Source organism: Citrobacter portucalensis (assembly GCF_002042885.1).
GTDB lineage: Bacteria > Pseudomonadota > Gammaproteobacteria > Enterobacterales > Enterobacteriaceae > Citrobacter > Citrobacter portucalensis.
In genome coordinates this window covers 301623-323905 of the sequence record NZ_MVFY01000001.1, presented here as the reverse complement: position 1 = coordinate 323905, position 22283 = coordinate 301623, and the positions used below count along the sequence as shown (strand labels likewise).

23 protein-coding genes are annotated in these 22283 nt (G+C 52.8%); 14 read left to right on the top strand and 9 right to left on the bottom strand.

The window, feature by feature from the left end; translation table 11 throughout:
- The first annotated feature begins 67 nt into the window (after nt 1-67).
- From BZK40_RS01635 to BZK40_RS01590, 10 genes are read left to right on the top strand one after another with little or no spacing between them, the layout of a single operon-like run.
- Entirely contained in the window at nt 68-1363 is a 1296-nt protein-coding gene (locus BZK40_RS01635) for an anaerobic sulfatase maturase (RefSeq protein ID WP_079934030.1), read from the top strand.
- The gene (locus tag BZK40_RS01630; RefSeq protein ID WP_079934029.1) at nt 1360-2364 is read left to right on the top strand and encodes an AAA family ATPase; all 1005 of its coding nucleotides are present in this window, start codon (nt 1360-1362) and stop codon (nt 2362-2364) included. The genes BZK40_RS01635 and BZK40_RS01630 overlap by 4 nt, the downstream gene beginning before the upstream one ends.
- Nucleotides 2364-3269: a DUF58 domain-containing protein gene (locus tag BZK40_RS01625; protein WP_079934028.1), complete on the top strand. Its 906-nt coding sequence runs from the start codon at nt 2364-2366 to the stop codon at nt 3267-3269. Before BZK40_RS01630 ends, BZK40_RS01625 begins: the two co-directional genes overlap by 1 nt.
- Nucleotides 3270-3710 (top strand): DUF4381 domain-containing protein, encoded by a 441-nt coding sequence (locus BZK40_RS01620; protein WP_079934027.1) that lies wholly within the window; start codon nt 3270-3272, stop codon nt 3708-3710.
- Nucleotides 3703-4680 (top strand): VWA domain-containing protein, encoded by a 978-nt coding sequence (locus BZK40_RS01615; RefSeq protein WP_079934026.1) that lies wholly within the window; start codon nt 3703-3705, stop codon nt 4678-4680. The genes BZK40_RS01620 and BZK40_RS01615 overlap by 8 nt, the downstream gene beginning before the upstream one ends.
- Nucleotides 4677-6191 carry a vWA domain-containing protein gene (locus BZK40_RS01610; protein WP_079934025.1) on the top strand — a complete coding sequence of 505 codons (1515 nt, stop codon included), beginning with the start codon at nt 4677-4679 and terminating at the stop codon, nt 6189-6191. Before BZK40_RS01615 ends, BZK40_RS01610 begins: the two co-directional genes overlap by 4 nt.
- Nucleotides 6188-7201, top strand: coding sequence for a BatD family protein (locus BZK40_RS01605; protein ID WP_079934024.1), 1014 nt, complete (start codon nt 6188-6190; stop codon nt 7199-7201). Before BZK40_RS01610 ends, BZK40_RS01605 begins: the two co-directional genes overlap by 4 nt.
- Nucleotides 7198-8199, top strand: coding sequence for an HAD family hydrolase (locus BZK40_RS01600; RefSeq protein WP_079934023.1), 1002 nt, complete (start codon nt 7198-7200; stop codon nt 8197-8199). The genes BZK40_RS01605 and BZK40_RS01600 overlap by 4 nt, the downstream gene beginning before the upstream one ends.
- A 23-nt stretch (nt 8200-8222) precedes the next feature.
- Nucleotides 8223-8600 carry a hypothetical protein gene (locus BZK40_RS01595; RefSeq protein ID WP_048235393.1) on the top strand — a complete coding sequence of 126 codons (378 nt, stop codon included), beginning with the start codon at nt 8223-8225 and terminating at the stop codon, nt 8598-8600.
- Nucleotides 8601-8652: 52 nt separating this feature from the next.
- Nucleotides 8653-9489, top strand: coding sequence for a DMT family transporter (locus BZK40_RS01590; protein ID WP_079934022.1), 837 nt, complete (start codon nt 8653-8655; stop codon nt 9487-9489).
- Nucleotides 9490-9498: 9 nt separating this feature from the next.
- Here BZK40_RS01590 and BZK40_RS01585 read toward each other — a convergent pair whose 3' ends face one another.
- Nucleotides 9499-10020, bottom strand: coding sequence for a GNAT family N-acetyltransferase (locus BZK40_RS01585; RefSeq protein WP_079934021.1), 522 nt, complete (start codon nt 10018-10020; stop codon nt 9499-9501).
- Nucleotides 10021-10130: 110 nt separating this feature from the next.
- On the opposite strand from BZK40_RS01585, the gene tam reads away from it, so the two are divergent.
- Complete coding sequence (gene tam, locus BZK40_RS01580; RefSeq protein WP_057067518.1) at nt 10131-10889, top strand: trans-aconitate 2-methyltransferase; 759 nt, start codon at nt 10131-10133, stop codon at nt 10887-10889.
- A gap of 131 nt (nt 10890-11020) precedes the next feature.
- The gene (locus BZK40_RS01575) at nt 11021-11398 is read left to right on the top strand and encodes a GFA family protein (RefSeq protein ID WP_003832953.1); all 378 of its coding nucleotides are present in this window, start codon (nt 11021-11023) and stop codon (nt 11396-11398) included.
- On the opposite strand, the gene BZK40_RS01570 is transcribed toward BZK40_RS01575, so the two are convergent.
- The 7 genes from BZK40_RS01570 to sad all read right to left on the bottom strand — a co-directional run bounded on the left by BZK40_RS01570 (nt 11395) and on the right by sad (nt 19108).
- A complete protein-coding gene (locus tag BZK40_RS01570; RefSeq protein ID WP_048235395.1) occupies nt 11395-12309 on the bottom strand; it encodes a bestrophin family protein in 915 nt (304 codons plus the stop codon). The genes BZK40_RS01575 and BZK40_RS01570 overlap by 4 nt on opposite strands.
- A 215-nt stretch (nt 12310-12524) precedes the next feature.
- Nucleotides 12525-13976 (bottom strand): tagaturonate reductase, encoded by a 1452-nt coding sequence (locus BZK40_RS01565; RefSeq protein WP_079934020.1) that lies wholly within the window; start codon nt 13974-13976, stop codon nt 12525-12527.
- A 106-nt stretch (nt 13977-14082) separates the two neighbouring features.
- Nucleotides 14083-14610 (bottom strand): GNAT family N-acetyltransferase, encoded by a 528-nt coding sequence (locus BZK40_RS01560; RefSeq protein WP_079934019.1) that lies wholly within the window; start codon nt 14608-14610, stop codon nt 14083-14085.
- 80 nt (nt 14611-14690) lie between these two features.
- Entirely contained in the window at nt 14691-15050 is a 360-nt protein-coding gene (locus tag BZK40_RS01555) for a DUF4186 domain-containing protein (RefSeq protein ID WP_008784753.1), read from the bottom strand.
- A complete protein-coding gene (gene glsB / locus BZK40_RS01550) occupies nt 15050-15976 on the bottom strand; it encodes a glutaminase B (protein ID WP_003832944.1) in 927 nt (308 codons plus the stop codon). The genes BZK40_RS01555 and glsB overlap by 1 nt, the downstream gene beginning before the upstream one ends.
- 62 nt (nt 15977-16038) lie before the next feature.
- Nucleotides 16039-17616, bottom strand: a complete 1578-nt coding sequence (locus BZK40_RS01545; RefSeq protein WP_008784752.1) for a methyl-accepting chemotaxis protein — start codon at nt 17614-17616, stop codon at nt 16039-16041.
- Nucleotides 17617-17719: 103 nt separating this feature from the next.
- A complete protein-coding gene (sad, locus tag BZK40_RS01540; protein ID WP_060682221.1) occupies nt 17720-19108 on the bottom strand; it encodes a succinate-semialdehyde dehydrogenase in 1389 nt (462 codons plus the stop codon).
- Nucleotides 19109-19210: 102 nt separating this feature from the next.
- Here sad and ptrR point away from each other — a divergent pair, with 102 nt between their 5' ends.
- Together ptrR and BZK40_RS01530 are read left to right on the top strand one after the other, a co-directional pair.
- On the top strand, nt 19211-20086 hold the full coding sequence (gene ptrR / locus BZK40_RS01535) for a putrescine utilization regulator PtrR (RefSeq protein WP_008784750.1): 876 nt from the start codon (nt 19211-19213) through the stop codon (nt 20084-20086).
- Between the two features lie 222 nt (nt 20087-20308).
- Nucleotides 20309-21505 carry a sugar transporter gene (locus BZK40_RS01530; RefSeq protein WP_032943422.1) on the top strand — a complete coding sequence of 399 codons (1197 nt, stop codon included), beginning with the start codon at nt 20309-20311 and terminating at the stop codon, nt 21503-21505.
- Between the two features lie 43 nt (nt 21506-21548).
- Here BZK40_RS01530 and BZK40_RS01525 read toward each other — a convergent pair whose 3' ends face one another.
- Nucleotides 21549-22214, bottom strand: coding sequence for a MarC family NAAT transporter (locus BZK40_RS01525; RefSeq protein WP_003832936.1), 666 nt, complete (start codon nt 22212-22214; stop codon nt 21549-21551).
- Between the last annotated feature and the right edge of the window lie 69 nt (nt 22215-22283).

The window sequence follows — 22283 nt, the reverse complement described above, 5'->3', positions numbered from 1 at the left end:
CAGGCTGTTCAGACAGCCTGCCCGTTTTTTGAAGAGTAGTGACGTTTTCTTGTTAGGGGTCTGCTATATGAAGTACAGCACCACACTACCGGTTAAAGCGCTTCCGTCGGCGGAAAAATATGACGGCAAAGGGCCAGAATACAAGCGCCGCTTTCATGTGATGGCCAAGCCCACCGGCTCGACCTGTAACCTTGACTGTTCCTACTGTTTTTACCTGCACAAAGAAGAGCTGCTGCATCAGGACAGACATACTGGCATGAGCGATGAAGTGCTAGAGAATTTCATTCGTCAATACATTGATGGCCAGGACGGCGACCAGGTGGTCTTTTCCTGGCAAGGTGGCGAACCCACATTGATGGGGCTGGAATTCTTCCAGAAAGTAGTCAAATTTCAGAAGCAGTACCAGAAGCCCGGCCAGCGCGTCGAGAACGATTTACAAACTAATGGCGTGTTGTTGAACGACAAATGGGCTGAATTTCTTAAAGAACATCAATTTCTGGTGGGGCTATCCATTGATGGCCCACGAGAACTGCATGACCGCTATCGCGTTACCCGTAGCGGCAAACCGACATTCGACAAAGTGATGGCGGGCGTTGAGGCCCTCAAGCGTCACGGCGTCCCATTTAACGCCCTGGTCACGGTAAACCGCACCAATGCCCGCTTTCCGTTGGAAGTATACCGCTTCGTCACCCGTGAACTGGGCGCAACCTACGTACAGTTTAACCCGTGCGTCGAACCGGTCGATTTCAAGCAAACCGCACCACAGTTCTGGCAGGACGAAAGCATCCCGCTGACCGGTAGCCGCCGCGCGCGCCCTGGCGATCTCGATTCGATCGTCACCGACTGGTCAGTTGACCCGGAGGACTGGGGCACATTTCTGATCGCCGTGTTTGAAGAGTGGGTTAATAACGATCTGGGCCGCGTACAGGTCAATCTGTTCGAAACGGCGGTCGCGCAGACGATGGGAATGCCTGCTCAAATCTGTACCCATTCAGAGTTCTGCGGTAAAGGGCTGGCGATCGAGAAAAACGGCGATATTTTTTCCTGCGATCACTACGTCTATCCCGAGTACCAGATCGGCAATATTGAACATGCCCAGCTTTCACACCTGGCTTTTTCCGAACGGCAAAAAGCCTTCGGCATGGGCAAACGCGACACGCTACCCAACTACTGCAAAACCTGCCCTTATCTGAAGCTGTGCTGGGGCGAATGCCCGAAAAACCGCATTGTCCGCACACCGGACGGCGAGCTGGGGTTGAACTACCTTTGCCCGGGCATTAAAGCCTTTTTTAACTATGCCGAGCCGATTCTGGTGGGCATCACAACCTTACTTAAACGTGATTTTGCAGGGCTACGCCGATGATAAATCGAGAAAAATTATTACAGCTTGAACAACGCATGAACGAGCAGGTTCTCGGTCAGGAAGAGCTGGTGCGCATGCTGATCATCGCCCTGCTTTGTGATGGACACGTTCTGCTGGAAGGCCTACCGGGTCTGGCGAAAACTCGCGCTGTGCGTGAGCTTGCGCGCCACGTTGAGGGGGATTACCGCCGTATTCAGTTCACGCCGGACCTTCTGCCTTCAGACATCACCGGCAGCGAAATCTATCAGCAAAACGCTTCCCGCGAAGAGGATCAGTTCCGCTTCCGCCCTGGCCCGGTGTTCGGCAATATCATTCTCGCCGATGAAATTAACCGCGCCTCGGCGCGCGTGCAGTCCGCTCTGCTGGAAGCCATGGAAGAACGTCACGTAACGGTGGCGGGCAACAGTTGGCCTCTGCCCGGTGTTTTTATGGTCCTTGCCACGCAAAACCCGGTGGATCAGGAAGGAACCTGGCCGCTGCCGGAAGCCCAACTGGACCGTTTTTTGATGAAGGTGCTGGTGCATTACCCGTCTAAAGAAAACGAACAGAAAGTGATGCAACTGGTGCGGAGAGAACAGCAGCAAAAGTACCAACAATTGACGAACGTCACACCGGCCGCACCTGAACAACCCGATGCGCTGATGCTTAGCCAACAAGAAATTGCCGAATGTTGGCAGGCTATTTCCGCCGTTCATGTTTCCTCTACTGTCGAAAACTATATCGTCAATCTGGTGGACTTAAGCCGCCATCCGCAGTCGGTGAGCGATACGCTGGCCGGGTACCTGACCTTTGGCATTAGTCCCCGCGGCACTCTGGCGCTGGAGCGCTGCGGTCGCGCGCAGGCCTGGCTGGAAGGTCGGGATGCGGTGCTGCCAGAAGACATTAAAAAGATAGCCCCGGCCGTGTTGCGCCACCGCCTGATGCTCAGCTACCAGGCCAGCGCCGACAACTGCACGCCGGATGATGCCGTACGGATGCTCCTTGATGCCGTGGTAGCGTGATGAACAGTGCCGTTCGCGTTGACCGCGATACGCTGCTGAAGCTCGCTGGCGATGCGCGAGCCATTGCCAATCCGCCAGGGCAGATCCCACCAGGCGCACTTGGCGGAGAGCGCACATCACGACAGCAAGGTCGCGGGCTGAACTTTGACAGCCTACGTCGCTATCAGCCCGGCGACGACGTCCGGCTGATTGACTGGCAGGCCACCGCGCGCATGCGTACGCCGTGGATTCGCCTGTATAACGAAGAGAAAGAACGTCCCGTGTTCTTGTTGGTCGACCAGCGGCGGGATATGTTTTTTTCGACGCGCGTGCAGACAAAATCCGTCGCTGCGGCTAAAACCGCCGGGCTGCTGGCCTGGCGCAGCTGGCATGACGGCGATCGTTTAGGCGGTATCGTCTTTGGTGACCAGGACTTTTCCCTGCGCAAATGCCGTGCGCCAAACGCTTCACTCCCTGCATTTCTCGACGATTTAGTGCAGTACAACCACGCCGTGGCGGACAACTATCCGCATGAAGCCCCCCATCCGCTCACGCTGGCAGCCATCCTGCGCCACAGCCTGCCGTTGATTCCAAACGGCTGCTGGGTCGCGTTAATCAGCGACTTTCACGATATGGATAGTGAATGCGATGCACTGCTGGCGGCCCTGCGCCGTCGGGGAGAAGTGAGCGCGTTCGTGATGCTCGACGACCTGCATTTGCGCCTGCCTGCTCACGGGCGGCTGGCGGCCCGTTATGAAGGGCAAGAGGCGGCATTTTCACTCTCGCCTACACTACAGGACGGCATCAAACAGAGTATTACAGCGCGGCTTTCGGCGCAGGCGTCGCGCCTCACGCGGCTTGGCGTCCAGGTGAAGCAGATTGTTGTCGCCGGGGATCTGCTCAGACAGCTACAAAAAGGGGTTTAGATGCTGGAGAAAGGATTTACGGTACCCGAACTGGCGGAACCGGTTCTCCCCGATTCACCGTCATGGTTTCCCCTGCCGCCGGGATGGTTCGCTCTGGGCGGCGTCGTGCTTCTCGTGATACTGGTTTTTCTCATCTTTCGCGTCGCCAGATGGCGCCGCAATCTGTGGCGTCGTCAGGCCCTGACTGCCCTCACTCAACCGCAAACGGTGGACAGCTGGCTGCTGCTGATGAAACGTATTTTGCTGGTGCATCAGCCGCGTGAACAGGTTAGCGGTGCGCTGGACCCTGCCCAATGGCTCCCGTCCGTCCCACTGGATAATGCGCTGCGCCAACGTCTTTGCGAACGATACTGTCAACCAGACAACCAGTTGAGTGATGCCGATACCGCGCGGCTGCGTGTGCAGCTTCGCACCTGGCTTGAAGGACTACCCCATGTCTGAATACTTCTCACGCCTGGCGTTCGCCTGGCCATGGGCCTGGCTGCTACTTATCCTACCGTTGGTAGGCCACTTTGTGATGGCCAAAGAGCGCTCACTTAAAGAGTATGTTCGGGTCCCTTTTTTGCCCGGGCTGATCAATGAACTCCAGCTCAATAGCCAGCCTGCCCACAGCAGAAAGTTATCGACCGGGCTGTTCTGGCTGGTCTGGGCGCTGCTGGTCTGCGCGCTTGCCCGCCCGGAATTGCTGACTCCGCCACAACATATTGAAAAACCAATGCGCAACATCATGCTGATTCTGGACGTTTCTGGATCAATGGAAAAAAACGATGTTGCGGGGGGCATTACCCGGCTACAGGCGGTGCAGGAATCGGTTAAAAAATTCGTGGCCGCCCGCAAATCAGATCGTATCGGTCTGGTGATCTTTGCTAACAGCGCCTGGCCATTTGCGCCCGTCAGTGAGGATAAACAGGCGCTGGAAACCCGTATCAATCAGCTTGCGCCAGGCATGGCGGGGCAACAGACGGCGATTGGCGACGCGTTGGGCGTGACGGTGAAACTGTTAGATTCCAGCGGTGATAATGAAGCCAGCAAATTGGCCATTCTTCTGACCGACGGTAACGACACAGCTTCGCAGTTGACACCTCGCCTTGCCGCACAGCTGGCGGCCAGCCATCACGTACAGGTCCACACCATCGCTTTTGGCGACGTCAACAGCAGCGGCGATGACAAGGTGGATTTAGGTCTTTTGCAGGATATCGCCCATACCACCGGCGGGCGCGCATGGACGGCGCAGAACAGCGGTGCGTCGCTGGATGCGGTCTGGCAAGAAATTGACGCCATCACGCCGGTGCAGGTGAAGAGTATTGGCTGGTCATGGCGAATACCGTTGTTTGCCTGGCCTCTCGCTGCCGCACTGGTTTTATTGCTGGCTTTTAATATTTATCGCGCGCTCAGGGAGAGAATGGCATGAGTGATTTTCACTTTTTATACCCCTGGCGTTTGCTGCTGTTGATTCCTGCCATCGCGCTGTGGTGGTTACCCTCTGCCGGGCGTAGCGCCTGGTCACGCATTATGGATAAGTCGCTGGCAAACGCGCTGATCGTCGGGCGACAACGTAAACTTAGTCGGGCGCTGCCGTGGCTGGTGATGCTTGGTGTTATCGCGCTCGCAGGCCCAAGCTGGCAGCGTCAGCTTCCTGCCGCCCTGACGCCAGAAAGCAACGTGATGGTGATTTTGCAGCAGGATACCGCGATGCTTGCCAGCGACCTGCCTCCCAGCAGACATCAGCGGATGCAGACCAAAATTATGTCGCTGATGGAACGCATGCCGGGAACACGCTTTGGCCTGGTGGTCTATAACGCCGGGGCCTGGCTTACCACTCCACTTACCGTCGATACGGCCTTTTACTCGCTGTTCCTGCATGCGCAAACGCCTGCACTATTACCGTCTGGCGAAGGTTCTGGATTACAACATGCGGTCTCGCTGGCAATGCGTAATATGCCCGCCGCGCCGCGCAGCATTATCCTGGTGGCCGATACCTTAAGCGCAGAAGACGCCAGATGGCTTGGCGAACAAAAGACGCCGCTACAAATCTGGGTGCCCGGAACCGCGCAAGGGGGCGCGCTGCCCGAGAAATATGCCGCCAGTGGTACGGATACACGGTTGAACGTTTCGCGCTTCGAGCAGGTGCGCGACGACGGAATTCCGGTCACGCTGGTGACCGCCGATGATGACGACCTGCCCGTGGTACAGAGCCACATCCAGCAAAGCGTCACCGCGCAAAACAATGCCCGCAGCGATTTACACTGGCGGAACGATGGCTGGATGCTAACGCTCCCAATACTTGCCCTGCTGTTAATCTGGCGACGCCAGCTCTTTTGCTGGGTGTTGGTCGCGCCGCTGCTGCTCTGGCAGCCTTCCGGCCACGCCGCCTGGCTGGATGCCTGGATAAGCCCCGATGTGCAGGGGCAGCGTGCGTTCTCCAAAGGGGATTACGCCCGCGCGGCCCAGCATTTTAACGATCCACTCCGGCAAGGTATCGCATGGTATCGGGCGGGAAATTATCCCGCCGCTACCGCCGCGTTCCGACAGGCGGAACAAACCCCGGAAGCACTGCTCTGGACAGGCAATAGCTACGCCCAGCAAAAGCAGTGGCAACAGGCGTTGAACAGCTACGATCGGGCGTTAAGCCTGCGCCCGGACTGGAAGCTGGCGCAGGGTAACCGCGCAAAAATCGCCGCAATCATTATGCAACTGCGACAAAAGGAGCGCGAAAATAAATCGGCTCAGGGAGAAGAAGAAGATTATAAACCCGATGAAATTAAGCACGACCTGAAGCCCCACCAGGGGGCAGAACAAAAGGATATTCAGCCCATTGCCGGAGGGAATCCACAGGTGAATCAGTGGTATGAAAATCTGGCGGTTTCACCTTCTGGGCTGTTAGAAAGCCTCTACCGAACCCAGCCAGGAGAAGACCAATGAAGCTTATCTGGTTATTACTGCTGGCGGTACTTCCCTGCCAGGCGGCAATGACGGTCTCCCGCGAATTGATCGCCCCAGAACACGTTGTCCCTGGCCAGCCGGTGCGGGTAGCGGTAACGTTCTGGACAGATTCCTGGTTTAACCCGCCGCCGCAGTGGCCCGATTTCCCAGTAGAAAATGGCGATATTCTAACCAGCACGTCACCGAATCAATTGCTGACCCGTCACGATGGCGGTACAAGCTGGAGCGGCGTGCGCATGGAACGCCAAATCACTGCATGGGATCAGGGTAAGCTGGATTTACCGGCTTTCGAAATGACATTAACCGCATCCGGGCAAGCACCCGTTACGGTCAAACTGCCTGCACTGGAAACGGCGGTTAGCTGGCCGACAGGTGTCCAACAACCGGACCGTTTTCTGCCCGCTTCCAGCTTTTCGCTCAGCCAGAAGGTCAATATTTACCGCAGTGGTGAAGATAAAACGCTGCGCGCCGGTGACGTAATCGAACGCGTCGTCACAGCCAATGCTACCGATGTGATGCCCGCTCAGATCCCACAGCTGCTGTATGCTATAAACGGCACGCACACCCAACGATTGACACCAGAAAACCGTATGCTGACGTCGGGGCGCGGTGACATTACAGGCGCTGAACGCGTGGAAACACTCCGCTATTTACTGGTTGATGCAGGAGAAATCACACTACCGCCGATTAAATTACGTTGGTGGGATACAACCCATCAGCAATGGCAAATCGCTGAACTGCCCGGCAGTAAATATACCGTTGCCGCTTCACGCACCGCTGGGGCAGAATCTGTGTTAAAAGGCAGCCGCGACACCTTCACATGGTCGACCGTGCTGCTGCTGACGGGCAGCCTCGCTTTACTCGTTCTTATGTTTATTTTCCGCCGCACATTGCTGCGTAGCGCGCGTTATTTATCTCACCGCTGGTGCCGATTCTGGCAGCCGATTTCGTTACCGGGACAAACCCCAGATAACAGGAACTCACAATGAAGCATACGTTAATTACACTGGCTTTATGCGGCCTTTGCAGCACCGCCGCGGCTGAGCCCCTCTCCGCATGGAATGACACGGCAGCCAAACACGCTATTGAAGAATGGGTACAAAATGCCACCAACCCCGATCGTCCAACGTTTATTCCCACTGATAAACGCTACGTCGTATTTGATAATGACGGCACACTGTGGCCGGAAGCGCCGATGACGTTTCAGATCCAGTTCGCGCTGGACGAGATTAAACGTCTTGCCCCAGAAAATCCCAATTGGTCGAACGATCCGCTGGTGCAGGCCGTATTGAAAGACGACCTCAAAAGCGTCGTCGGTTCAGGAGAAAAAGGGCTTATGCACCTGCTATCGCTCACGCACAGTGGCATGACAACGGAGGACTTTACTCAGCGCGTTACCAACTGGGTTTCAACGCATAAAGACCCACGTTTTGGCTGCCAGTATGACCAGATGGGATATCAACCTATGCGTCAGTTGCTGGATTATCTACGAGAGAATGGCTTTAAAACCTGGATTGTTTCCGGCGGCGGGATAGATTTCATGCGCGTGCTCTCGCAAAAAATGTATGGTATTCCGCCAGAACAGGTGATCGGATCGTTCGCGCTCGGCGAATTCGCGTTATCCGGAGATGGGACAACAATCACCAAGACGATGTCGGGAGCCTTCAATGATGACGCGGCGAACAAGCCCGTGGCGATCCACCTGTTTATGGGGCAGCGCCCCGTGGGCGCATTTGGCAATAGCGATGGCGATCTCGCCATGCTGCAGTACACGGCCGCCAATCCGGACGCGAAAACCTTCGGACTGCTGGTCCATCATACCGATGCCGCACGTGAATACGCCTATGATAGTCACCCCCCCGCAAGCGGAAAACTTGTTGATGGATTAACGCAGGCGAAATCGCATGGCTGGACCGTGGTTGATATGAAACAGGACTGGAAGACCGTATTTGACCCGGCGCAGTGCGTCGTGAAATCATCACCATAACGATCAGTTTAAGGCATCAGTCCATGTTCCTAAAAGACGATAACATCTTCTTACGTATCATATTATTACTACTTTCTACCTCTACGCTGTCGAGCTGCACATTAACCCGTGTTTCCGACAGCACACATGCCAAAGAGGTCGATGAGCTGAATGTTATTGGTCTGAGCCTGGAGGGAGCAAGGCAAAGAGCAACTGAAAAAGGTTTTGTGTGCAGCGAATACGGAAACGTGAACACGGTTGTAACCGAACAGGGTGAGCATCGATGGCTACAAACTGAATGCAGCAAGAAAAGTGCAGAGCTGTTCTGCCCGCAAATGCGTTTTGTCGTTCTTAATGTCGATCCCAACACGAATAGAGTCGTTGATGTTGGCAATTATGTTAATCAACACACCTGTTTTTAAAGACAACACCTGCATCTTGTGCTAATTATCGTATCGACTAAAGGACGTTATCTTGCTCATCAGAATCATCATCGCAATGGTCGCATTTGCCGGCAACTCCGTACTTTGCCGACTCGCGTTGAAGGGGATGCATGCTGATGCTATTTCATTCAGCAGCCTCCGGTTGATAAGTGGCGCAATTGCCCTTTTTTTATTTATTGCGATAACATCTGACAGCAGAAAATTTGAGTTCAAGTGGTTAAATGCCCTGCTCCTTTGCATCTATGTTTTTTCATTCTCCATTGCCTATGTTTCTCTCAGCACCGGCGCTGGTGCCCTGCTGCTCTTTGGTACCGTTCAGCTCGTCATGACAGTATGGGGGATAGCTCAGGGAGAAAAGCTCGTAATTTTAAAAATAACAGGAATACTCGGAGCATTGGCTGGAATAGCCATATTGCTGCTTCCTGGTGCAGAACGCCCTTCCTTGTATGCTGCAATAATGATGGTTATTGCTGGGTTAGCCTGGGCGTTCTACAGTATCACAGGGAAAAAAATCACGGATGCTGCTGCTTCTACCGGGGGGAATTTCATCCTGTCAATCCCGGTCGCATTGATTATTCCTCTGTTCTTCCATTCTCATCTTCATATCGATATATATGGATTAGTTCTGGGCGTGCTTTCTGGTGCAATTACATCGGGAGGTGCATATCTGCTGTGGTATTCATTGCTCCCCTTACTCAGGTCCACAACGGCCAGTACTATTCAACTCAGCGTACCTTGTCTGGCCACTCTCGGTGGGATCATATTTTTGGGCGAAACGCTCACCGTCAGAATCCTTCTCGCAAGCGTCATTATTTTGGCTGGAATTGGCTTAGTTATTTTCTCTGATATGAGAAAAGGAGCAAAATAGACTGATTAATTATCGGCAAAGACGATACAGAACATGTTGTGCCAATCGATGATCTGGCGGCAACGCGGGATGCGTAAACTCTTCTGTTTTATTCATACCAAGTCGTATCATCAGATTCTCTGACGGTTTATTCAGCACAGAAGTAAATGAAACGACTTCATTTAGCGCCAGTACGTCAAAAGCAAATGCAAGACTCGCTTGCGCGGCTTCTAACGCCAGACCCTGGTGCCAGTATGCTTTAGCAAGGCGCCAGCCAATTTCGGTACAGGGTGAAAAATGAAATTTATCAGGTTGTGGATGCAACCCCACACAGCCCACAAACTGGTGTGTTTCTTTTAGCTCTACGGCCCAAAATCCCCAGCCGCGTTCTGCAATACCTTCACTAAATCTATCGGCCAGGTTATCGCTTTCAGCTTTCTGTAGCGGCGCGGGGAAATAACGCATCACGTCAGAATCGGCATTGAGTACAGAAAAAGGGGCTCGGTCTTTAGCCTCCCACTGTCGTAATATCAACCTTGATGTTTCCAGCATATTCCTGCCCTTATCATTCATTTTCATATAATCTTCTAAAATAAGTGGCTCATCGGCAAGGTCTTATACCGTCCTTTTCCGACTTTTCCTCTCATACTGGAGATTTATACATGGCCGACTGGAACCCTTCGCTTTATCTGCAATATGCAACTGAACGTTCAAGACCCGCAGCAGAATTACTCAGCCGTGTGGCGTTAGAAAATGTCCGCTCAGTTGTTGATCTTGGTTGTGGTCCGGGAAACAGTACGGCATTGCTGCATCAGCGCTGGCCCACGGCAAAGACAACAGGTGTCGATTCTTCACCTGCTATGTTGAATGAAGCGCGCAACGCATTACCTGACTGCCATTTTATCGAAGCGGATATTAGCCAGTTTAAGCCCGAGCATCCCGTGGATCTGCTTTATGCAAATGCGTCGTTACAGTGGGTGCCCGATCACTATGAATTATTCCCACATTTGGTCTCACAACTGAGTCACAACGGCGTTCTGGCCGTGCAAATGCCGGATAACTGGCTGGAGCCCACGCATGTACTGATGCGCGAAGTGGCTTATGAACAAGATTACCCCGACCGAGGGCGTGCTCCGCTTCCTGGCGTTCACGCCTACTATGATATTTTGACCGAAGCGGGTTGTGATGTGGATATCTGGCGTACAACGTATTATCACATTATGGATTCGCATCAGGCGATTATCGACTGGGTAAGCTCAACGGGACTACGCCCCTGGTTGCAGGATTTGAGCGAAAGCGAGCAGCGTCATTACCTGGCTCGCTACCATGAACTGCTTCAGGATCAATATCCGTTGCAGGAAAACGGCAATATTTTGCTGGCATTTCCGCGGTTGTTTATTGTTGCCAGACGCAATAGTTAAGCGTTTATCATCAGACAGATCACAGGACAGGGCTACCGAGTATGCGCGCCCTCGCCTTTTTATCATAAGGATCTAGTGGCTATGTCAGGCATCTGCTAGTGTCTTGCCACATGTTTCTGACGGGGGTTGTTATGTCTAAAGTCTACATTGGTGGGTGTCTGTGTGGCTCGATCCGCTTCACTGCCAGCAGTCCTAATAATTCCCATACCTGCTCATGCGATATATGCCGGAAACATACGGGGGCCCCGACTGTCGTCTGGATTGAGTTTGATGCAGAAAATGTAGAATGGACGGGAAAAGCCGGAAAACCAACAACCTGGCGCTCATCTGAAACCACCAGTCGGGCTTTTTGCCCTCAGTGCGGTAGTTCCGTGGGCGCCATCGATGACGCTCCGGTCATTGCGCTTTTAGCCGGCGCTTTTGACGATCCTAATGATGAAGATCTGGCGCCGGAGTTTCATTCGTTTTCTGATATGCGGCCAGCATGGTGGGAAACAGAACGAAACTAAGTTAGTTGGTAATGTTTATCCGGCATATGTTTTGCTGGCACATTAGTTTCATCGTTCATTTGCAGTAAATCGATTTCGATTGCATTGCAAATCGCATCCAGCGGCAGATCATTGTTCTCAGTACCAAACGGATCTTCAAGCTCTTCCGCAAGCGCATCGAGCGAGATAAAAGTATAGGAAATAAGCACTGAAATAAACGGCGTCATGTAGTGAAGATCCACCACCAACGCGAATGGCAGCATGATACAAAACAGATAAACAGTGCGATGAAGGATCAAAGTATAAGCAAACGGAACTGGTGTATTCGCGATTCGCTCACAACCTGCCAGTACTGCCGACATATCATTTAATCTGTTGTTTAAACTATGAAATAATATATCGGACAGCTGTCCATCACGTCTGCGTATGGCCAACCACTCCCCCATCAGCAACAAAATGCGGTTTGCTGGCGATTGTGCGGCAAATACCGTCTGCAGATCTTTCTCGCTGAGATATTTCGCCAACGGCTCTGCCTGTGGGTTTCGACGTAATGTCATGCGTAAACAGTGGGCAAATGCGATTTGCAGACGAACAAACTGCCCCAGTTCAGCGTCATCCGGTAAGGTGGTTTTCACCTCGCGAAGTAGCGATCGGGAAGCAATCATCAACTGTCCCCACAGGTGTCTGGCTTCGACATAACGTGAATAGCAGGCGTTATTGCGAAAACCTAAAAAGATAGCAATCGCCACGCCCAGAATACTGAACGGTGCCAGGGTAAATTTAATACCCAACATCGTATACCAGGGCAACATGATGATAACGGCGATGGAGAGCAGGAAGTTCAGCAGCAACCGTGAGAATATTTTAGATAATACTGAACCATGCCAGACGAATATCAGGCGCAGCCAGTGTTGTTGGGGACGAACGATCATGGTTATCTTCGGGAAAATGTGAAATCCGTCACATTAGACGCGATAGCGATCAATGTTGCAAGTTAATCGCAACATTAACCCAACAACTTTTGCCCTGCTTAAAATGAAGCCGCACCTAAGTCACAGACCGGGTTTATGATATAAACCACACAGTATGTTGTAACTAATGTATATCCAGAAAAAACCCGGCCTGAGCCGGGTTGTCGGTAGTCGTCTTAGCAAAGTGGCTTAACGGCTTCACGCATACCTTTTGCCAGAATGGTATCCAGATCGGCAGAGACCTGTTCCACCAGTCCAGAAACCTGCGTCAGATCTTGTTCCCAGTGTTCTTTGACACCCAGTACAGATTTGACCAACGCTTCGGTACTTATCTGGCGATCGCGATGCTGGGACCACAGCTGTTGAAAACGTTCTATCCAGTGCGCATCATCCTGAACCGGATAAGACTCACCGTTGCGCTCTCCACGATAAAAAGCAATTAACGCGGCAAGCGCAAACGTCAAACGCGCCGGCAGCTTACCGCTGGCCTGTTGCCCTGCCAGCAGTTGCGGCAATATACGGGTGCGGAATTTGGTCATGCCATTCAGGGCAATCGACAGCAGCTGATGTTTTATATACGGGTTGCAGAATCGACCGGTTACCGCGCTGGCGAAAGAAGCTAACTCATAACGTGGCAAATCCAGTACCGGAATGATCTCTTCATAGATCGCTTTCTCCACGAAAGCACAAATCTCAGCGTCATTCATCGCCTCACCCACGGTGTCCAACCCTGCCTGCCAGGCAACAGGGACCAGCGCGGTGTGAGCACCGTTGAGAATCGCCACTTTGCGCTCTTTGTACGGTTTGATGTCATCCACGATCAGGACATTCAGCGGATACTTATCCAGACGTAGTTCTGCGGCTAATGACTTCGGCCCCTGAATGACAAACAGATAGAAATGTTCTGCGGTATCGAGGAAAGCATCATGATAGCCCAGTTCAGCTTCGAGCTTAGCTACCTCATCACGCGGATAGCCGGTAACAATACGGTCCACCAGCGTGGAGCAAAATGCATTGGCCTGATCCAGCCACTGAATAAACGCTTCCGGCAGCGCCCATTCCTGAGCGTAGCGCAGAACCAGTTCACGCAGCGCATCACCGTTATAATCAATCAGTTCGCAAGGGATGATAATCCAGCCTTTATCCAATGCGCCGTTAAAATAGCTGAAGCGTTCGAACAGCAGACGCGTCAGTTTAGCCGGATAACTAACCGCTGGCGCGTCGTCAAACTTATCGCCCGCGTGGTAACTGATACCTGCTTCCGTGGTGTTAGAGAACACAAAACGCATATCAGGATTATGCGCCAGCTTCAGGAACTCATCGTATTCGCTATAGACGCTGATTTCACGGTTAACTGAACGAATTAGACGGGCATCACTGACGGCCTCGCCCTTCTCATTCAAACCACGAATGATAGTGGTATAGAGGCCATCCTGCGTACTCAGCGATGGCGGGAAGGAACTTTCGATAGGACGAACAATGACCACACCAGCGTTCAGATCGGTATGCTCGTTCAGCAGATCTACCTGCCAGTCTACAAAGGCGCGCAGGAAGTTTCCTTCACCAAACTGAATAATGCGTTCAGGATACTGAGCACCGGGGAAATCGCGACGATTTAGTGTTTGCACAATGGGTTCCCTTTATGATTAGTCATACAACCTGATTGAATTGGTCCAATAGGTTAGCAAACTTTAATACATTGAAACCCTGTTTTGATCAATCCCCGGCGACAAATTAGAGCGTTTTATAGAAAAGTGTGGTTCCGGTCAGCATCCCATCGGGCATTTGGGCATAGTCAGGTATCACCCCTACCTTTTTCCACCCACAATTGTGGTAGAACAACTCCGCACCACTGCCCGTCGCCGTATCAAGCACCAGCAGCGTTTTACCTTGTTGACGCGCGCAACTTTCCAGTTCGTTCATCAATTCACGGGCCAGGCCACCGCGTCGCGCTGAGGGGTGAACCAGCAGTTTGGCGACATCAGCACGATGAGGTTGATTTTCGGGTTGATCGATAATGAGTTGGACGGTACCGACAAGCACCCCCTGCGCATTCTGCATACCAAGAACGATCCGTTCTCCGCGAGAAACACTTTGCGCGACCTTCATCCAGAAAGGCTCTGATTTTTCGCGATTAAAGGGCAGCATAAAACTGATGGAGGCGCCGTCATTGACGCACTGTTCAAGAACATCGCTGAGCTCGTCGATTCTCGACAGAATCTGTGCCGCGCTCAGCACAAAGCAGGGTTTGCCGGAAGCCATGGTTTCTCCTTAGATTGACCCCTTCATACTGCTTTTAACAATTACACAACTCAAGGGGGCATATCATAGGATAATGTTATCTATGGCTTGTTCATTTGGAGCACTAACCAGTGGTAAATAACCGTGACAACGTAACGTTGCTGTTCATCGTTTAGCGCTACACCCTGAGGTATATCATGCCATTTCGCCAGACACCCTCGACAGCACGTCGCCGTAGCATGTTGAGCAATAAATACCGGGTGACCACGCATAGGAGTCTGTTTTCCATCATTGGCGGGAAACGCAGGTGCCAGTCGTTTAGCTATAAAATCCGCAGCATGTTGTTCGATAACTGGCGCCCCTTTATCCAGACAATACTGCCTTTCTTTCTGACCAAGACGAAACCGCGAGCGAAACGTTGATTTCGCCAGCCGGGCAAAAAGAGGATCGAGCGTTTTCATCAGTAAACCGAGCGCCCCAGCTGTTGTGTTAATTGCTCCAGCACGGCGATACCGGCCAGTGAGTTTCCCGCCGGATCCAGTTCCGGACTCCAGACAGCAATCGCCATCTCGTGTGGCACGATCGCCACGATGCCGCCACCCACACCTGATTTCGCCGGAAGCCCGACCCGCCAGGCAAATTCCCCTGCGTTCTGATACATGCCGCTGGTCGCCATCAGCGCATTGATCTGCCGGGCCTGCATCGGTGTGACCACAGGCTCAGCAAGATGAAATGCATGCCCTTGATTTGCCAAAAAGACAAAAGTCCGCGCCAGTTCCACACAGCTCATTTTCAGCGCGCAGTAGTGAAAATAGTTCTGCAAAACGGTGGGCACGTCATGGTGAAAATTGCCGAAGGATTTCATCAGCCAGGCAATAGCGGCGTTACGCGCCGAGTGCTCAAACTCCGATCGCGCGACCGTCGCATCATAGGCGATATCCGAAACGCCGCTTAATGCCCGCACCACTTCCAGCATCCGTTGACGCGGAGCGCTTAGACGCCCTTGCAGCATATCGCAAACCACCAGCGCCCCGGCATTAATAAAGGGATTGCGAGGGATACCCTGCTCCATTTCCAACTGCACCAGGGAGTTAAAAGGATGACCGGAAGGATCTTTGCCGACGCGCTGCCAGATCTCCTCTTCCTGATAGTGACGCATCGCCACGACCAGACTGAGCACCTTTGAAATCGACTGTATAGAAAAACGTTCTTGCGCATCTCCCGCCTGATAGTGCTGTCCATCAACGGTACAGATAGCAATACCCAGTTTTGAACCGTCGACGGAGGCTAATGCCGGAATGTAATCAGCGACTTTACCCTGACCAATCAGCGGACGAACCTGCTGCACAATGGTCTCTAAAATTGAATTGTCCATGGCCCTGGCCACAACATGCTCCTTGCTCGCAGGTATGAAAGGCCTGCGAGTATAACAGAGCTGAATACGCAGCGTCAGGCCGGAAGGCGGAATCTGGCCACGGCCTGCATAAGCTGGTTAGATTCATGGTGAAGCTGTAAGGAAGAATCAGATGCAGCATTCACCAGATCACTGGTTTGTCGGGCTTCGCCGTTCAGGACATGGAGCTGACGGGTTAACTGGTGAATACTGTTCCCCTGATTTAACGTTGCAGTCGAAATGTCGTTCAGTAACGCGCCGAGGTTTTCCACCAGTGCGATAACCTGCTGCAAATTCTTATCCAGTCCGTTAACCGCGTGAAAGCCCTCTTCAATGCCCTGTAACGAGTGTTTAATCAGTGTCTGAATGTTTTGCGTAGACTGACCGCTTTTCCGCGCCAGCAGCCCAACTTCTTTCGCAACCACGGCAAACCCGCGCCCTTGCTCCCCGGCATGTGCTGCCTCGATTGCGGCGTTGAGAGCCAGGATATTTGTCTGAAATGCAATGTTGTCGATAAGCGTTGTAATCCCTCGCATTTCAGACGAGCGAGTCACAATCGCCTGCATTGACGCATTTACCGTCGCCATCATTCGGTCTCCACCTGCCGCAATATCACGCGCCTGCACTGCGCGTTGATTCGCCAGTTCAGCAAAGCCACTGTTATCCTCAACATGCGTTTCCAGAACCGAAATATGCGATGTCACAGTGCTCAACTCTTCACTTTGTTTTGCCGACTGCTGGTATAGTTGTTTATTGTTCTGCGCAAGTTCGTTGATATTTCCTACCATTGCGGTGGTGGCATCATTCACCTGCCGCACCAGCGCGCAGAGCCCCTGCTGCATTGCAGCAATACGCGAACTTAATTGCGTCACTTCCCGATTAAACTGACTCACCTGCGGGGCTGGCCGAGAAAGATCACCCGCCGCTAAAATATCGATATGATCGATCAGCCGTCGCAGCGGCATAATCACCCAACGGAACATACTACGCCAGACCAGAAAGGCGATAACCACCAGCACCAGAGGAATAAACAAAAATAGATTCTGTAAACGCTCAAGACTGGTCAACAGCTGCTGACGCCCAGCTTCCGCATGTCGCCCACTGTCCTGCTGAAAGCGCGCGTAATTACCGTTAAAGTCTGTCTGAAAGGCCTGCACGGGTACGGCAAAAAACGCATCAATGGAACCTGACTGCATCAGCCCATCCGCCTGCTCCTGAATACCGCTATAAAAACGCTGATAGCTCTCAGTTAGATCCGGATCCGACTGCGGCTTCATATCCCGCCAGGCATCCCATGCACTTTTTGACTGCGCCAGCGCCCGATACGCCTCTTCCATTAACGGACGCCAACTCCCGTCCGAACCGGTGGCGGCATCCTGCATAAAATAAATTCCCGCACGGTTAAGTAAATCGCTGGCAGATAATAACGCCACCCGCGCTTCATCGACCTTTGCCTGCTGCAAAAGCGCGAGTTGATTACGCCCTTCATTATGCTGTGCGTCGCTGACTGAGGCCGAGAGCATCAAGGAGGACACGACCTGCAAAACAGAGAACAGCGCAATAATGCAAAAAATGCCGGTTAACAGACCGAACTGACGGGGTATTAGACGATGGAAAATTTGCGTTATGTTCATATTACTCTTCTGTATCAAAGCGTTAGCTGCGAGTGTACGGAGAGTAAATGACAGAAAAATTGCAGAAATAAGACAGGTGCCCCCAGCGGAGGCACCCACACCATCAAAGGCGGTTTTTCCAGACGGTCTGCACGTTACAAAACTCATGCAGGCCAAAGTGAGAAAGTTCGCGGCCAAAGCCACTTTTCTTCACACCACCAAACGCAACGCGAGCATCGCTGGCGCTGTAACCATTGATAAATACGCCACCACACTCCAGGCGTGACGCCATCTTCTGCGCCAGCGCTTCATCTGCAGTAAACACCGTGGCGGATAAGCCGAAATCACTGTCATTCGCCAGCGCTAAGGCATGTTCAGCATTCTTCGCCACGGTAATTGCCGCAACCGGACCAAACAGCTCCTGGCGGAACGCCGTCATCTCTGGAGTGACATCGCCCAGTACCGTCACGGCATAGTAATTGCCCTGACCCGCAATTTTTTCCCCGCCGAGAAGTAACCGTGCCCCTTCGGAAAGGGTGGCTTCTACCTGCTGGTGCAGCTCATCACGCAGATCAAATCGCGCCATCGGCCCCAGATCGTTTTCTTCGTTCAGCGGATCACCCATTTTGAGCTCGCTCGCAGCGGCCACAAAGCGTGAAGTAAATTCTGCCGCAATCCCTTCTTCGATAATAAAGCGCTTGGCTGCCGCACAAACCTGCCCGGTGTTCTGATAACGCCCAGCGACCGCTGCCTTAACGGCCAGATCGAGGTCAGCATCATTGAGGACAATAAACGGATCGGAGCCGCCCAGTTCAAGCACACATTTTTTCAGCGCGGCACCCGCCTGGGCGCCAATCGCCGCACCGGCACGTACACTGCCTGTCACCGTTACCGCCGTAATACGCGGGTCATTGATCATCTGACTGACCCCGGCGTTATCGGCATTCACCCAACCGTAAACCCCCGCAGGTACACCCGCATCAGCGAAAACCTGCGCAATAATTGCAGCACAGCCGGTTACGTTAGGCGCATGCTTTAACAGGTAACCATTTCCGGCCAACAGAATCGGGACGGCACCTCGCATTACCTGCCAGAGCGGGAAGTTCCACGGCATGATCGCCAGAATGGTTCCTACCGGACGATATTCAATCACCGCCTGATTATTCTCCACCAGCGTAGGTTCCGGATTGAGCATCGCCGGTCCATGCTCGGCGTACCAGTCACACAATGCAGCTGACTTGGCGACTTCAGCACGCGCCTGCTTAATGGGTTTACCCATTTCACGTGAGATACACCGCGCCATCTCTTCCGCACGATGGCGCAGAGCTTGCCCGATCTGGCGCAGCGTTTGCGCACGGTGCTCAACGGAAGTATGTTTCCATTCGCTATAGCCATTCGCGGCAAGGTTCAGCGCATGATCAATCTCTTCCGCGCTGGCCCACGGCATCGCCGTCAGCCTTTCACCGCTGGCAGGGTCAATGGAAATCGCATGTGTTGCTGCTGTGATAGTCATAAGTGCCTCTTTTTATCGCAGGGTATGGTTATATCATGAGCATATTTACTCTTTCTGAAAAATGAATAATATTAACCATACCATTCACGAATAGAGAAGATTATGGATCTGACGCAGCTGGAAATGTTCAATGCCGTCGCGGAGACTGGCAGTATTACACAGGCCGCCGCGAAAGTGCATCGCGTGCCATCCAATCTCACCACCCGTATACGTCAGCTTGAAGCCGACCTGGGCGTTGATCTGTTTATTCGTGAAAACCAGCGCCTGCGGCTTTCCCCATCCGGGCACAACTTTTTGCGCTACAGCCAGCGGATCCTGGCACTGGTTGAGGAAGCCAGGATGGTCGTCGCCGGGGATGAGCCACAAGGACTCTTCTCTCTCGGCTCGCTTGAAAGTACAGCAGCAGTACGCATCCCCGCCACGCTGGCTGAATATAACCAGCGTTACCCCAAAATTCAGTTCGCGCTGGCGACAGGTCCTTCAGGCACAATGCTGGACGGCGTACTCGACGGTACATTGAACGCGGCCTTTGTCGATGGCCCGATTACCCATCCGGGACTTGAAGGAATGCCGGTCTACCGTGAAGAGATGATGATCGTGACGCCGCACGGCCATCCCCCCATTCAGCGGGCCAGCGACGTCAACGGTTGCAGTATTTACGCCTTTCGCGCCAACTGTTCCTATCGCCGCCATTTTGAAAGCTGGTTTCATGCCGATCGCGCCATGCCCGGCACCATTCATGAAATGGAGTCATATCACGGTATGCTGGCCTGCGTCATTGCCGGCGCGGGTATCGCACTGATCCCGCGTTCGATGCTGGAGAGCATGCCAGGGCATCATCAGGTCAACGCCTGGCCGCTAAGCGAGAACTGGCGCTGGCTGAATACATGGCTGGTCTGGCGCAGAGGTGCAATGACACGTCAACTGGAAGCGTTTATTGAGGTGTTGAACCCTCAGTTATCACACGACCCGGAGTAACTGGCGATCCTCAAAAAACATGAGTACCTGTAAATCCGGGTGAAGTCATACGCCCGGAATTTCATTATTATTGAAATACTTAAAAATACGAGGAATGTTCGGCAGCAAATTGTAGCGCCCTACCAATGAAATGAGATCCATATCACAAAATGATTGTATTTTCGCCAGCAAACGTTTTAAGATCGTGGCCTTACCTTTTCGCAGCTAATCCTCTTTTTTGATATGACAACAGACACTGTTTCCCGCAAGGTCGCGTGGCTACGGGTAGTTACGCTTGCCATTGCCGGTTTTATTTTCAATACCACCGAGTTTGTCCCTGTCGGCTTGCTGTCCGACATCGCACAAAGCTTCAATATGCAGACCGCTCAGGTCGGGATCATGCTGACGATCTACGCCTGGGTTGTCGCCCTGATGTCGCTCCCTTTTATGTTACTTACCAGTCAGGTGGAGCGCCGAAAACTGCTGATCTGTCTGTTTGTTGTGTTTATCGCCAGCCATGTGCTCTCTTTCCTGGCATGGAATTTTACCGTGCTGGTAATTAGCCGTATTGGTATTGCTTTTGCGCACGCTATTTTCTGGTCGATTACCGCATCGCTGGCGATCCGCCTGGCCCCTGCCGGTAAACGTGCACAGGCTCTCAGCCTGATTGCCACCGGCACCGCGCTGGCGATGGTGCTTGGCCTGCCAATCGGACGTATCGTCGGTCAGTATTTTGGCTGGCGCACGACCTTCTTCGCCATCGGTATGGGGGCGTTAGTTACCCTGCTTTGCCTGATTAAGCTCCTGCCCAAACTACCCAGTGAGCACTCCGGCTCTTTAAAAAGCCTGCCGGTGTTATTTCATCGTCCGGCATTGATGAGTCTGTATCTACTGACGGTGATTGTGGTCACCGCACATTACACGGCCTACAGCTATATCGAGCCGTTTGTGCAGACCGTCGCGGGTCTGAGCGCAAACTTTGCTACCGTGCTGTTGCTGGTTCTGGGTGGCGCGGGAATTGTCGGTAGCGTCATTTTCGGTAAGCTGGGGAATCTGCATGCATCCGTGCTGATTAGCAGTGCCATTGCCCTGTTGACGGTATGCCTGGTGTTGTTACTTCCGGCTGCTGACAGCGAAATGCACCTTGCTGTCCTGAGTATTTTCTGGGGCGTCGCCATCATGCTGATAGGTCTGGGAATGCAGGTGAAAGTGCTGGCGCTTGCTCCGGATGCGACTGACGTCGCAATGGCACTGTTCTCAGGTATCTTTAATATCGGTATTGGCGCGGGTGCGCTGGTAGGCAATCAGGTGAGTTTACACTGGTCGATGTCTACGATTGGTTACGTCGGCGCAGTGCCTGCCGTTGCCGCGTTGATATGGTCGGTGATTATCTTTCGTAAATGGCCGGTATCGTTGGAAGAACAGCCTCAGCATTCGTGAAAAATGTGCCCGGTAGACATTAACGATTACCGGGCACAGCGTTCTAAGCGTAGGTTTTAATAATTTCCAGCACGCCGTTAATAATAAACTGCACGCCCATACACACCAGTAAGAAGCCCATCAAACGAGAAATCGCTTCGATACCACCTTTGCCGACGAGGCGCATGATCCCCCCGGAACTGCGCAAACAGCCCCACAGGATAATCCCAACAACCGCAAAAATAATCGGCGGTGCAACCATGATCACCCAGTCCGGAAATTCGGAACCATGACGCACGGTTGACGCGGAACTGATGATCATCGCAATCGTCCCCGGACCGGCAGTGCTTGGCATAGCCAGCGGTACAAAGGCGATATTGGCAGTCGGCTCGTCTTCCAGCTCTTCTGACTTACTTCTCGCTTCCGGAGAATCATGCGCCTTCTGCTGCGGAAACAGCATCCGGAAGCCGATAAACGCAACGATTAACCCACCCGCAATACGTAGTCCGGGAATCGAAATCCCGAAGGTATTCATCACAAGTTGCCCGGCATAGTACGCCACCATCATGATGGCAAACACGTAAACGGACGCCATGAGTGACTGACGGTTACGCTCTGCGCTGTTCATATTGCCGGCAAGGCCAAGGAACAACGCTACGGTGGTTAACGGGTTTGCCAACGGTAACAGGACTACCAGCCCCAGTCCTATTGCTTTAAACAAGTCCATCATAATGTCATCTTTCCTGTGCGTTAATCGTCAACGGCAAGTATACGGTGAAATCCGCGAGATAAGCCATTT

Bases quoted from the DNA above. Each gene is read 5' to 3' on its own strand.
- BZK40_RS01610 (WP_079934025.1), top strand. From the start codon at position 4,677: ATGAGTGATTTTCACTTTTTATACCCCTGGCGTTTGCTGCTGTTGATT.
- tam (WP_057067518.1), top strand. From the start codon at position 10,131: ATGGCCGACTGGAACCCTTCGCTTTATCTGCAATATGCAACTGAACGT.
- BZK40_RS01625 (WP_079934028.1), top strand. From the start codon at position 2,364: ATGAACAGTGCCGTTCGCGTTGACCGCGATACGCTGCTGAAGCTCGCT.
- BZK40_RS01635 (WP_079934030.1), top strand. From the start codon at position 68: ATGAAGTACAGCACCACACTACCGGTTAAAGCGCTTCCGTCGGCGGAA.
- BZK40_RS01525 (WP_003832936.1), bottom strand. From the start codon at position 22,214: ATGATGGACTTGTTTAAAGCAATAGGACTGGGGCTGGTAGTCCTGTTA.
- BZK40_RS01560 (WP_079934019.1), bottom strand. From the start codon at position 14,610: ATGGCTTCCGGCAAACCCTGCTTTGTGCTGAGCGCGGCACAGATTCTG.
- BZK40_RS01530 (WP_032943422.1), top strand. From the start codon at position 20,309: ATGACAACAGACACTGTTTCCCGCAAGGTCGCGTGGCTACGGGTAGTT.
- BZK40_RS01630 (WP_079934029.1), top strand. From the start codon at position 1,360: ATGATAAATCGAGAAAAATTATTACAGCTTGAACAACGCATGAACGAG.
- BZK40_RS01545 (WP_008784752.1), bottom strand. From the start codon at position 17,616: ATGAACATAACGCAAATTTTCCATCGTCTAATACCCCGTCAGTTCGGT.
- ptrR (WP_008784750.1), top strand. From the start codon at position 19,211: ATGGATCTGACGCAGCTGGAAATGTTCAATGCCGTCGCGGAGACTGGC.
- BZK40_RS01575 (WP_003832953.1), top strand. From the start codon at position 11,021: ATGTCTAAAGTCTACATTGGTGGGTGTCTGTGTGGCTCGATCCGCTTC.
- BZK40_RS01600 (WP_079934023.1), top strand. From the start codon at position 7,198: ATGAAGCATACGTTAATTACACTGGCTTTATGCGGCCTTTGCAGCACC.
- BZK40_RS01555 (WP_008784753.1), bottom strand. From the start codon at position 15,050: ATGAAAACGCTCGATCCTCTTTTTGCCCGGCTGGCGAAATCAACGTTT.
- sad (WP_060682221.1), bottom strand. From the start codon at position 19,108: ATGACTATCACAGCAGCAACACATGCGATTTCCATTGACCCTGCCAGC.
- BZK40_RS01605 (WP_079934024.1), top strand. From the start codon at position 6,188: ATGAAGCTTATCTGGTTATTACTGCTGGCGGTACTTCCCTGCCAGGCG.
- BZK40_RS01620 (WP_079934027.1), top strand. From the start codon at position 3,270: ATGCTGGAGAAAGGATTTACGGTACCCGAACTGGCGGAACCGGTTCTC.
- BZK40_RS01570 (WP_048235395.1), bottom strand. From the start codon at position 12,309: ATGATCGTTCGTCCCCAACAACACTGGCTGCGCCTGATATTCGTCTGG.
- BZK40_RS01615 (WP_079934026.1), top strand. From the start codon at position 3,703: ATGTCTGAATACTTCTCACGCCTGGCGTTCGCCTGGCCATGGGCCTGG.
- BZK40_RS01585 (WP_079934021.1), bottom strand. From the start codon at position 10,020: ATGCTGGAAACATCAAGGTTGATATTACGACAGTGGGAGGCTAAAGAC.
- BZK40_RS01595 (WP_048235393.1), top strand. From the start codon at position 8,223: ATGTTCCTAAAAGACGATAACATCTTCTTACGTATCATATTATTACTA.